This is a genomic window from Roseimicrobium sp. ORNL1, from assembly GCF_011044495.1.
Classification (GTDB): domain Bacteria; phylum Verrucomicrobiota; class Verrucomicrobiia; order Verrucomicrobiales; family Verrucomicrobiaceae; genus Roseimicrobium.
This window is the reverse complement of record NZ_CP049143.1, coordinates 4,316,135-4,327,845: the sequence shown is the minus strand read 5'-3', so window position 1 is coordinate 4,327,845 and position 11,711 is coordinate 4,316,135. Positions and strand designations below refer to the sequence as shown.

10 protein-coding genes are annotated in these 11,711 nt (G+C 59.3%); 3 read left to right on the top strand and 7 right to left on the bottom strand.

Annotated features, from left to right (window positions below; genetic code table 11):
• The first annotated feature begins 236 nt into the window (after nt 1–236).
• Nucleotides 237–2,129, top strand: a complete 1,893-nt coding sequence (locus G5S37_RS17560; RefSeq protein ID WP_165205759.1) for a DUF1592 domain-containing protein — start codon at nt 237–239, stop codon at nt 2,127–2,129.
• A 473-nt stretch (nt 2,130–2,602) separates the two neighbouring features.
• On the opposite strand, the gene G5S37_RS17555 is transcribed toward G5S37_RS17560, so the two are convergent.
• The 3 genes from G5S37_RS17555 to G5S37_RS17545 form a co-directional block, all read right to left on the bottom strand.
• Nucleotides 2,603–4,000: a DUF1552 domain-containing protein gene (locus G5S37_RS17555; protein WP_165205758.1), complete on the bottom strand. Its 1,398-nt coding sequence runs from the start codon at nt 3,998–4,000 to the stop codon at nt 2,603–2,605.
• Nucleotides 4,001–4,137: 137 nt separating this feature from the next.
• Entirely contained in the window at nt 4,138–4,446 is a 309-nt protein-coding gene (locus tag G5S37_RS17550) for a chaperone modulator CbpM (RefSeq protein WP_165205757.1), read from the bottom strand.
• 48 nt (nt 4,447–4,494) lie between these two features.
• On the bottom strand, nt 4,495–5,514 hold the full coding sequence (locus tag G5S37_RS17545) for a J domain-containing protein (protein WP_165205756.1): 1,020 nt from the start codon (nt 5,512–5,514) through the stop codon (nt 4,495–4,497).
• 226 nt (nt 5,515–5,740) lie between these two features.
• On the opposite strand from G5S37_RS17545, the gene G5S37_RS17540 reads away from it, so the two are divergent.
• Nucleotides 5,741–6,136, top strand: coding sequence for a hypothetical protein (locus G5S37_RS17540; protein ID WP_165205755.1), 396 nt, complete (start codon nt 5,741–5,743; stop codon nt 6,134–6,136).
• Between the two features lie 22 nt (nt 6,137–6,158).
• On the opposite strand, the gene G5S37_RS17535 is transcribed toward G5S37_RS17540, so the two are convergent.
• On the bottom strand, nt 6,159–6,704 hold the full coding sequence (locus tag G5S37_RS17535) for a hypothetical protein (protein ID WP_165205754.1): 546 nt from the start codon (nt 6,702–6,704) through the stop codon (nt 6,159–6,161).
• A gap of 153 nt (nt 6,705–6,857) precedes the next feature.
• On the opposite strand from G5S37_RS17535, the gene G5S37_RS17530 reads away from it, so the two are divergent.
• Nucleotides 6,858–8,570 carry a 4-alpha-glucanotransferase gene (locus G5S37_RS17530; RefSeq protein WP_165205753.1) on the top strand — a complete coding sequence of 571 codons (1,713 nt, stop codon included), beginning with the start codon at nt 6,858–6,860 and terminating at the stop codon, nt 8,568–8,570.
• Between the two features lie 187 nt (nt 8,571–8,757).
• Here the strand turns inward: G5S37_RS17530 and G5S37_RS17525 are convergent, their stop codons facing one another.
• Genes G5S37_RS17525 through G5S37_RS17515 form a run of 3 tightly spaced genes read right to left on the bottom strand, consistent with a single transcriptional unit; the run spans nt 8,758 to nt 11,690 of the window.
• Complete coding sequence (locus tag G5S37_RS17525; RefSeq protein ID WP_240914664.1) at nt 8,758–9,639, bottom strand: SDR family NAD(P)-dependent oxidoreductase; 882 nt, start codon at nt 9,637–9,639, stop codon at nt 8,758–8,760.
• Nucleotides 9,640–9,682: 43 nt separating this feature from the next.
• Complete coding sequence (locus tag G5S37_RS17520) at nt 9,683–10,213, bottom strand: hypothetical protein (protein WP_206026039.1); 531 nt, start codon at nt 10,211–10,213, stop codon at nt 9,683–9,685.
• Between the two features lie 10 nt (nt 10,214–10,223).
• The gene (locus tag G5S37_RS17515; protein ID WP_165205751.1) at nt 10,224–11,690 is read right to left on the bottom strand and encodes a DUF1501 domain-containing protein; all 1,467 of its coding nucleotides are present in this window, start codon (nt 11,688–11,690) and stop codon (nt 10,224–10,226) included.
• Nucleotides 11,691–11,711: the final 21 nt, after the last annotated feature.

The following is an 11,711-nucleotide window of genomic DNA, read 5'->3' as shown; positions in this document are numbered from 1 at the left end:
GTGTCTAGAAAAGCTTGGCGACTTCGTCGCGGCACGGCGTGCAGCAGGCTGCACTTTAGGAAAGCGGCAGCAGGCTGCGCGCAGTCCAAGGCCTTCGGCAACTCGTCGGAAAATCAAGGCGGTGCTTTTGGTGAAAGAGTCGCTTCGAAACTAATTGTTCATCACGTCACACGCGGATAGCCAAAGCCTTCTCGGCGCGTATCTTCTCCGTCCTTTTGCTCATCATCTCCCTCTTCATGCCTGTCTCTCGTGCCGCCTTTCCGTTCTTCCTGAGTGTTGCCTCCGTAGTCACCTTGACTCTCTCCAGCACGCAGGCACAGGATCGCGCGGCGGTGGCAGATGCTTTTCAGAAGAATGTGATCCCGGTGATGGAGCAGCGTTGCTTCGATTGTCACGACGGGGAGGTGAAGAAGGGGGATGTGGATCTCCAGGCGCTCACGGATGCGAACCATCCGGCCAGGAATGACATCCGACTCTGGGACAAGGTGCGCGAGCAACTCAAGGCCGGCACCATGCCGCCGAAGAACAAGACGCCGCTCGAGCCGCAGGGGAAGCAGGCCATCCTTGACTGGGTGGGCATGAATGAAATGGCCACGCTCGCACTGGCGCCCTCGGATCCCGGTGTGCGCAAAGTGCGGCGGCTGACGCGTGATGAATACACCTACGCGCTGCGGGACTTGCTGGGCATTGAATCGAAGCCCGGCGACAAGTTTCCTGCCGACGGTGCGGGTGGTGAGGGCTTCTCTAACAATGCAGATACGCTCACGCTTTCGCCGCTGCTCATCGAGAAGTACATCACCACGGCGGATGACGTGGTGAAGGAAGTGTGGAGCAAGGATCCGCTGCGGGGACGTCTCATGGCCCCGTGCACCAGTGACAAGCTGCCACCCGAGGAAGGAGCGGCGCTCATCCTTCGTCCTCTGGTGCAGCATGCCTGGCGCAGGCCTGTCTCTGAGCAGGAGCTCAAGGAAGTGATTCAAGTCTTCAGCGCGGCGCTCAAGCGAGGGGCGAACTGGGATGGTGCCCTGAAGGTGGCTGTGAAGACGGTGATTCTTTCGCCGAAGTTTCTCTTCATCCGCGAGCAGGAGCCTGCGAAAGTCGGGGAGATTCACCAAGTGGACCACTATGGCATGGCTTCACGTCTTTCCTTCTTCCTGTGGTCTTCCATTCCGGATGATGAATTGCTGAAGCTCGCTTCCGAGAAGAAACTGCAGGACGATGCCGTGTTGGCCGCGCAAGTGAAGCGCATGCTGGCGGACAAGCGGGCGGTCGCTTTTACAAAGACCTTTGCAGGGCAGTGGTTGCGCTTCGATGAGCTCTTCAACACGGTGGATCCGGACCGCCGCAAGTTCCCGCAGTTCAATGACGAGATGCGGCGCAACATGTATGACGAGGCTTTCAACTTCGCGGACAACATCCTGCGCCACAATGGCCGCGTGTTGGACTTCCTCGACAGCGACTACTCGTATCTTAATGAAGCACTCGCCAACCACTACGGCGTGCCGGATGTGAAGGGACCGGAGATGCGGCAGGTGAAATTCACCGATGGCAAGCGCGGTGGTCTCGTGGGTATGGGTGCCATCCTTTCCGCCACGGCCTATCCGCAGCGCACCAGCCCGGTGCTGCGTGGGAAGTGGGTGCTGGAGCAGTTGCTTGGCTCGCCACCACCGCCACCGCCGCCGAATGTGGGCCAGCTTCCTGAAGATGATCGTGACTTGAAAGGGGAAGTCACCCTGCGCAAACGATTGGAGGCGCATCGCGACAAGGCAGCGTGCATCGGTTGTCACGTACGCATGGACCCTATCGGCTTCGGTTTGGAGAACTTCAATGCCGTGGGCCAGTGGCGCGACAATGAAAACGGCAAGGCACTCGACGTGGGCGGCGTGATGCCCGATGGACGCGCCTTTGCGAATCCCGCCGAACTCCGCAAGGTGCTGATGCAGGAGAAGGACAAATTCTCCCGCACCCTGTGCTCGCGCCTCCTCGGCTACGCTCTAGGTCGTGGTCTCGAAACGGTGGACCAACCCACGCTGCTGCGTCTCGAAGAGACGCTGAAGAAAAACGACTATCGCAGCGAGGCGCTGATCATTGGCGTGGTGCAGAGCTATCCGTTCCGGATGGCGAAGTGAGTTCAGGGAATAGCAATCAGTATCCTTGACGGTTGTTTCATGCATTCGCTGCAATAGCGTCATGAGTAGCCCTGAATTGCACCCTGAAAGAGTGCAGGAGCCCAGCCCAAGGTTAGGGAGCTTTAGCGACCGACACCTTGGGTGTGGAGCAAAGACAATGACCGCCCTGAAAGGGCGGAGGAGAGCGGTCCATCCAGATTGCCGTCTGAAGCGATGGAACCCGTTCCTCCACCCTTTCAGGGTGGTATCGATTTCACACTCTACCCAGAGTGTCGGTCGCTAAGGCTCCCTAACTCTGGGCTGGGCTCCTGCTGCCCTTCAGGCAGCAACTTCGGGTATGCAGTTAAGTGACAAGCCGAAGGCACACATCTGTCAGCCTATTCCACAAGCTCCAATCACAAGGTCAGAAAAGGATGAAAAAACGTCGATGCAGCTCCTACGAGTTACTGTCCACTGGATACTGAACACTCCGATCACACCAGCCCCTGTAGTGTACCCGTGCTGTCGCCGAAGCGGTCCGCCTTCACGCCGCCAGCCTGGAGCATGGAGAGGAAGAGATTGCACAGGGGCGTATCTTTTCCGTACACGTGGTGCTGGCCGGTCTTGATGCCGCCGCCGTTGCCGGCGAGGAGGATGGGGAGGTTCTTCGGATTGTGGCTGTTTCCATCCCGAAGGCTGGAGCCAAACATCACGAGGCTGTTGTCCAGCAGGGTGCCTTCGCCTTCCTTGATGGACTTCATACGGTCCAGCATGTAGGCGAACTGCTCGGAGTGCCAGATGTTGATCTTCTCGTACTGCGCGAGCTTCTCTTCCTTGCTCTCGTGGTGGGAGCTTTCGTGGTGACCCAGCTTCACATCAGGCAGGAAGGAGAAATTCTTTCCACTTACTGCCCAACCAAACATGAAACTCGCAGCGCGGGTGCTGTCGCTCCAGAAGGAGAGCGTGATGAGGTCCATCATCAAGCGTGAGTGCTCGGTGTGATCCAGTCGCAGGCGACCGCCGGGGTCGGCCTTAACAGCGTTCATCGCTTTCGAAATGCGCTCATCCAGGCCTGTGATCTCCGCCTTCACGGCAGGGTCGAGATTCTCGCCAGTGGCCACACGCGCGATGTCCGCCTCAATGCGGCGCTCCACGCTGCGGATGCTGTCGAGGTATTCATCCAGCTTCTGCTGGTCTTCCTGGCCCACGGTGGAGCGGAGAGCTTTCGCATCGGCCAGCACGAGGTCCAGCACGCTCTTGTTCTCCATGGCGGAGGCACGGCGCTGCTCGGCATTCTCGCGGAAGAGGCGATCAAAGACGAAGCGCGGATTGATCTCCGGGGGCAGGGGAGAAGTGGGGGTGCGCCAGGAGATGTGTGAACCGTAGAGCTGCGTGTAGTTCACATTGAAATCCACGCCGGTGTGAATCGGCTCAGTGCCCAGCTCCAGCGAGCCAAAGCGGGTCGCGTGACCCACTTGCTGCGCGTAGTACTGGTCGATGCTCACGCCGCAGCGCAGGTCCTTGCCCGTGGTTTTGGCAATCTTCGTGCCAGTGAGCCAGTTCGCGGTCTTCGCGTAGTGGCCGTCGCCCTCGCGGCAGTTCATGTGGCCCAGCTCCGTGAGCACGTTCATTTGTCCACGATGACGCTCCAGCGGCTGCAGGATGGGGGAGAGCTTGTAGTCGGCGCCCGTGCCCTCGGGCGTCCAGCGGTCCTGGCGCACGCCGTTGGGCATGAAGATGAAGGCCATGCGCACAGGAGCCTTCGCCGAGGAGGCAGCCCGCACGGTGCTGGGGCACATGGCGTTCAGGAACGGCAGCGCGATCGTCGCGCCCAAGCCACGCAAGACACGACGGCGGGAAACGGGCTCTTTTGGGATGATGAAAGACGGCATTTTTCGGGGGTAAAACTACTACGGGCCCAGCGAGGCAAATGTTGCGCAGGTAGCACGCGTTGAGCCAGAAATCCAAGCCCCCGGCTTAGCTGGAGTTGCGCTGGGTATTTTTTGTAGACGGAGATTAAATGCCGCCGTTAGCGCCCCCTCAGAAAGCGGATCTCCCGCCTCAGTTCCTCCAGTTCATTCATCATCGCTGTCATCGCACGCAGGCCGGCGAGATTCACGCCGTATTGAGCCCGTAGTTGCTCGATGTGGCGGAGCCGGAGGATGGCGTTGTCGTCGAAGGTCCAGCCTTCCTCCTCGGGGTGGCCGATGGTTGCAATCATGCCATGCCGGCAATACACCGCGATCAGGTGCCTCGGCGTGCCGGTGATCTCTGCCACAGCCTCGATGGCGTAGTACCCATGGGCCGAGGGAGTGTGTGCTTCGGTGAAGTCAGACATGGCGGGACTCGGTTGAAAGGTTCTCGGTTCGCAGTGCTTGGTTTCTACTCACCTCGGTCGGAAGTTTGATGTCTTTGCCAGGGCTTCCCAGTGGGTGCGTTCTTCTTCAGTCAGGGAAGTGGGGAGTTGCACATTCACCACCACGTACAGGTCGCCGCGCTCGCCGGTGCGTCCTTTGGGCAGCCCGCGACCTCGCAGGCGGAGTTGCTGGCCATTCTGCGTGCCGGCGGGGATGCGCATCTTGAGCTTATTGCCATCCAGACTGGGGACCTCCACTTCACCGCCGAGTACCGCTTCCCACGGGGCGAGATCCAGATCGTGGTACAGATCGGACTCCTTCGCGCGGAACTCGGGATGGGCCGCGAGGCGCACGCGCAGGAAGAGATCTCCGGGGTCGCCTCCGTTGAAGCCGGGGCCGCCTTTGCCGGGAACGCGGATGCGCCGTCCGTCACTCGCTCCGGCGGGGATGCGCACAGTGAACTCATGGGTCTCCTGCTTGCCCGTCGCCGGGTCCACTGTCTGCAGCGAGATGGGCCGCATGGTGCCCTCCATGGCCTCTTGCAGGGTGACCAGAATGTCCCCCTCCACATCGCGACCACGGTGCGGTTGGTTTGCGGCAGCGTGGAAAAAGCCTTCATCATCCTCCGTGTTGCCGCCGAAGCCGTAGACACCACCGCCCGCACTCGCGCCGCCGCCGAAGAACTGCTCGAAGAAATCACTGAAGCCCGTGCCGCCGAAGTGGAACTCGCGCGCCTCGGGACCGCCACCGGTGCTACGTGCCCCGCGCCGGCCGCCGCCTGCCCCGGCCCATTCCGGGGGCGGTTGGAATCCGCATTCCTGGTTCCAGTTTGGCCCCAGGGTATCGTACTTCTTCCGTTTTTCGGGATCGCCCAGCACCTCGTAGGCCTCGTTGATCTCCTTGAACTTCTCCTCGGCACCCTTCTTGTCCTTGGCGACGTCGGGGTGGTGCTCGCGGGCCAGCTTGCGGAAGGCCTTCTTGATGTCTGCCTCGCTCGCATCGCGAGGCACACCCAGCGTTGTGTAGTAATCCTTGAACTCTACAGCCATGGTCGGAAGCAATGGTATCAAAGCAGCATACGTCGGGCACGCAAGATCTGCTGACTCTGTGCTTCAATGTTCGCAATCCATGCACGGGTCAGGTGCCAGGTTGGCTAAATATTTTGCTGCCGTACCCCCGGATTTCGTGATACACTGACCTCCGATGATAGCGGTGGCATACGGTGTGCGTGCATTCCGCCAACGTTACCGATAACCCTTAGCCCACGTTCCAGCCATGTCTGCGCTAGCCAATGACTACACACGCTGCGAGCTGATCAATCTCGGGTATGACTCGGATGGCCGCGGCCCCTATGTCATCCGCCAGGAGGGGTATCCTCCTAACACGATGACCTTTGAAGTGGATCGTTACTACCTCCGCCGGGATGGCACCTGGCTCATCAATCTGGCCATGTTTGCCCTGCCGGAAAAGGAGAAGGATGATTTCGTATATGAAAGTGTGGAGGCGGTGATTGTGCTGCTGGAAGGACTGACTGGCGAACCCTCTGTGGAGTACCACCTGCCTGAAGGCAAAAGCATACCCGAGTTGCGAGCCGCTGCCGAATCACACTTCACTGGACTCTGGGGACGCATTCACCAGCGGCACGAGTCGGGTGCCGCTGGTATGGAGTAGACAGTGAGATCAGCGAGTCCTGCTAGGGAGTCGTCTTGATCTTGATCGATTTCACCGCCTTCATCATTTGCTCCACTTCAGCCTGCGTGGGGTCATCAAAGAGAATAGTGGCTACCACGAGAAATTTGGGTTCGAGACTGAGGTAAGCCGTCCGCATGACGCGAGATTCTGCGGCAGGCACTTCCTTGCCAACGAGACTCTTGTCGGTGAATTGGACATACATGCCAAAGCCGCCATCGATCTCCAAAAGCTTGATGTCTGCTTTGCCCTCCACGGAACTGGGCAGGACCTGTGCTGAACCTGCATTGACGATCTGTTCAAGTGCAGCCTTGTCGGGGATCGGGCGTGGTAGTTCCATCAAGGAGATCTGAAGTACCGCCTTTGTGCCGTTGGGTGCTGTGGCCTTGATGTAGATACCAACGGGCTTGCCATTGCCGGTTTCAGCAGTCCATCCCTCGGGTACTTCGACCTGTGCGGTTCCCACACCAGCCCAGGGAAATTCAGCGGCGATGGCGGAGGTGGATACTATAAAAGCACTGAGGATGGAGAGAATGGCGGTGAGTTTCATGGAGGGATGAGGATGATAAGCGGGCGGCTGATGTCTTGAAGGTAATTGATAGGCAAAGGAGGGATGCGTCCTGCGAAGCAGAACGGTGATCCCACGACACCCATGCAAGGCGCTTGGGAGTTTCGATACCCATTCGCAATCCTTATTCCTGTCATGTCTCGTGTCGACCCCAATTCTCGTCTTGCCGCGTTGCTACTTCCCGTGTTTGCCATGCGCCGTCACGGAGATCATGGCATTGGCGACACTGCTGCAGTGAAGGAGGCCATCTCCTTCTGCGCAGCGCATCAATTTGCCGTGCTGCAGATCCTGCCCATCCACGAAACGGTGGGAGATCACAGTCCCTATAATCCGATCAGTTCGCGTGCCCTGTCACCGGCCCTGCTCACACTCTCCGAAGAAGCGGTGCCCGGCCTGACGGCTGCCATTCTAGCGGAGAAGGCCCCGGAGTCCTGGCTCTCGCAATTGCGTGCCGGGACGGTAAAGCACGGTGCCGTGCTGGCCATGAAGCTGGAATGTCTCTTCGCCGCGTGGCAGGCCTTCTCTCACGGAGATGAGGCGCATGCGCTCGCAGGTGAGTTTGCGACCTTCGAAGAGCAAAACGTCTCATGGCTGCCGGCGCACACGTTGTTTCGAGTGCTTATCGAGGAAAATCATGGAAACACCCACTGGCACGACTGGCGGCCGGAGCACTGGACACCGGCTACGGCAGAGACCTGGATCGCGGCACATTCAGAACGTGAGCGCCTGGAGGATCGGCGGCGTGGCTTTGCCTTCATCCAGTGGGTGGCATGGCGGCAGTGGAGTGAGGTGAAGGCCTTCGCAGACCTGCAAGGCGTGAAGCTGCTGGGGGAGATGTCCTTTGGCGTCTCCAAATCCAGCTCGGATGTGTGGGCGAATCCGGATCTCTTTGATGTGAACTGGAGCATGGGCACGCGTCCTGTCGTGTACTTCGACACCAACAAGGACTCCGAACGCCTCGGGCAGAACTGGGGCCTGCCTCCGTATCGCTGGGAGAATCATCGCTCGCGGGGCTTTGCCTGGTTGCGGGGCCGCATTGAGAGTGAGCGGCAGTTCTTCCACTTCTGCAGGCTCGATCATCTTCGCGGCTACTTCCGGGCTTACATGTTCCCGTGGCCCGGTGGTGCGAAACACTCGGAGTTCGCGAAGCTTACGGATGCGGAGATTCTGGATCAGACGGGTGGGCTCTCTCCTCGATTCCTTCCGGGACCGGATGAGGAACCCACCACCGCAGCCATGAATGATCTGCAGGGACGTGAGATTATCTCTGTGATGCAAGAGGCAGCGGGAGACATGGGGCTGTATGCGGAGATCATGGGCGCGATGCCGGACTACATGCGCAAGGCCATCGACGATCTCGGAGTAGCGAACCTTACCTTTCCTCTACTGGAACGGAACGAGAATAGAGCCTTGATGCCTGTGGACACGTATCGCCAGCTCAGCCTTGTGTCCTATGCCAATCATGACCATGCGCCACTGGCCGCGCAGTACAGCAGGCTCGTGAAGATGGTTGCAGACGATGCTGGTTCCACGGAAGCGAAGGACCTGGCCGAGCTGTTGAAGTTTGCGCGCTGGCAGGGAGATGCGCCAGCGGAGCTGAATGCTGAGTTGCTGGGCGATTTGCAGCGGTCTCTCTTTGCCACGCCCTGTGTGCTGGCGGGACTGATGTCGAGCGATCTGCTGGGCATTCCACAGAGGTTCAACCTTCCGGGAACGTTTGGCAGCGATACCTGGAACGAGCGGTTGGAGCATTCATGGTCAGAGTACGAGGTGCACACCGTGTATGGTCCACGCATCAAGAAGGCAGAGGAATTGATCGTGGAGTCAGGACGTGCGGCGAGAAAGTAGACGGTGGAAAAGGAAATAGCCCATCGAGGCTTGGTGGGGCGTTTAGAGGAATGCAAAATGAGAAATGAAAGATGCAAAATGAAAAGTGATTGAGGTGCGGAGCCATCATGCACTTTTCATTTTTTATTTCTCATTTTGCATTTGAGGGTGTTATCGCCGCTGACCGCCAAGTCTCGGCGGACTACTATCAACCGAGGAGCGACTGCCCGCCGTCCACATAGATCTCCGTGCCTGTCACATGAGAGGAGGCATCACTGGCGAGAAACAACACCACGGATGCCACCTGCTCTGCGGTGCCGGATCTGCCGTGGGTGAGGGGTACGGTGCTGTGCCCGGCCCAGTCCGGAAGTTTCTCCGGTTCGAGTCCACGTTTCTCAGTGGAGTCATTGATGCTGGTGGTGATGGCACCCGGGCAGACCGCATTCACGCGGATGTGATGTTCCGCCCACTCGAGTGCCAGCATCTTCGTCAAAGCTACCTGCGCCGCCTTGGTACAGGAGTAGGCCGTGGCGCCGAGGTTGCTGAAGATGCGTGTGCCGTTGATGGAGGAGTTGATGATCACTGAGCCCCCTTGCGCCTTCAGCAACGGTGCGGCGTGCTTCAGGGTGAGGTAGGTCCCCTTCAGGTTGATGGAGACGGTGTCCTCCCATTCCACCTCCTTAATTTGCTCGATGGGGGCCCACACGCCGTTGATGCCTGCATTGGCAAAGACGATGTCCAGCCGCTGCCACTTTTCCTGCAGTCGATACATCACGCCGGACACGTCTGCCTCACTGGATACATCTGCCACGAAACATTCCGCCTCGCCGCCCAGATTGCGGATGGTGTCCTGAGTTTCCTTCAGTTCACTCTCCGTCCTCCCGACAAGGGCCACGCGTGCTCCGGCCGCCGCGAGCATCACTGAGGCAGCTTCGCCGATGCCGGAGCCTGCGCCCGTGACCAGTGCCACGCGACCACGCAGCGGGTCGGAAGGGAAATGCGTGCCGGATTGGTTGGAGGGCATGGCGAGACAAAGGTGGAGGGAGGACGCTTGATCCAGATTCGCTTCCACCGTGCGCTGTGCGCCCATGCAGGCACCTTTCAAGGAAAGAGGTTATGCCTCTTTGAAACTCTCAGAAGACAAGGTCCAGGTCGCCGTGGGCCTTGAACATGAGATTGAGTGACTCGGCGGCTCGTCGGCCCTGTTCCTTGATTTGTGGGTCCTCCGCCTTGGCAGGATTCCCAAGTGCTTTCCAGGCATCGAGGAGTGAAAGCCAGGCGCTCTTGCGCTCAGGGGGTAGATCGTCAACGGTAATGGCGGAGAGCTTCTCCAAGAACACCCGATCCGTTTCAGGACTTTTTGGCTGGCTGCTTCTCCACAGGAACGCGGCTCTCAGCGAGGAGATGAAGGATTTTTCCGCCAGGTGTTCTTTGGCCGCAGGACCCAGGACGGTGACCTTGGGCGGCTTCGGGGGTGGAGGCGCAGGTTCGTCGGGAACTTCCTCCGCCGGCATGTGTTTGGCTTTGCTGCTGCTGCTTCTCCGGGCCTGCTCGGCGGCCGCCTTCTGTTTATGGCGTTCGATCCGGTACATGACGGTGGCCGTCACGGCAACGGAGAGGATCAAAAGGACCAGCGCCCCACGAATGAATTTCCTGCTCACCATCTGGAAATAATCATGCCAGGATGGGTTTCACCACAGTGCCCGCGACATTCGTCAGGCGGTAGTCCCGCCCCTGGAAACGGTAGGTGAAGCGCTCGTGATCGATGCCGAGCAAGTGAAGCATGGTGGCGTGGAAATCATTCACAGTGACTTTGTCTTTGATCACATCGAATCCAAACTCGTCGGTCTCGCCGTAGGTGGTGCCACCTTTCACGCCACCGCCCGCAACCCAGAATGAGAATGCGTCACGATGGTGCTCGCGACCATATCCTCCGCTCGTGCCATTTGAAACAGGGCCTTGGGAGTAGGGCGTGCGCCCGAACTCCGTGACAAACATCACGAGCGTCTCCTGCAGCAGGCCTCGTTCCTCCAGATCCACGAGCAGAGCGGCTGCGGGTTGATCCACATCCTTGGCTCCCTTTTCAAACCGGGTGTCCAGGGCGGCATGCTGGTCCCAGCCAGGATGGAACAACTGGATGAAACGGACGCCCTTCTCACAGAGCTTGCGTGCGATGAGACAGTTGCGCGCGAAGCTGCCGGGTTTCGAGACGCCCTTGCCGTAGCGCTCGATGACAGACTTCGGCTCCTGCGAGACATCAGTCACCTCAGGCACTGCCGTCTGCATGCGGAATGCCATTTCCATCTGCTTGATCCGCGCCGTAATTTCCGCTTCTCCTCGCAGGCGCAGTTCCTCCTGCTGCACTTCCACCACTTGCTCCACCATTTTTCGATGGAGCGAATCGCTCAGACCTTTGGGATTGTGCAGAAACAGCACCGGCTCAGTCCCGGGCCTGAAGGTCACTCCTTGATGCTGGCTCGGCAGGAAACCGCTGTCCCACAGCCGCGTGGACAAGGGCTGATCCGTGTTCCGCTTCGTGACCATCACGATGTAGGCAGGGAGGTTCTCATTCTCCGAGCCGAGGCCATAGCTGAGCCATGATCCCATGGTGGGTCGTCCCGCCAGTTGGTGCCCGCTGTTCACGAACATGATCGCCGGATCGTGATTCACAGCTTCGGATACCATGCTCTTGATGAAGCACAGCTTGTCCGCCTGCTCCGCGAGATAGGGGAATCGATCGCTGATCCACGCTCCGCCCTGGCCGTGCTGCTGGAAGGGAAATTTGGAACCCTGAAGAAGAAACTCGCTCTGATACTGCGACATCCCCAGCGGCAACCGGCCTTTAAACACGGACGGAGGAAGAGGCTTCCCATGACGTTCGCGAAGCAGGGGCTTGTTATCGAAGGACTCCAGGTGAGAAGCCCCACCGCTCATGAAAAGACAGATCACCCGCTTCGCCTTGGGAGCGAAGTGAGGCAGCGTTGTGCCGTCGGCCAGTGCGGGCGCGGCATGAGATTTCCCGTCGCCGAGCAAGGCCGCAAGGGCTGCGGCGCCTGTGCCATATCCCATTCGGCTGAGCCACTCACGGCGGGTGTAGCCGCTGTGGTCGGCAACTTGCCGGCATGGAAACAGATGTTGCATCAGACTGGACATGTCAGGGAA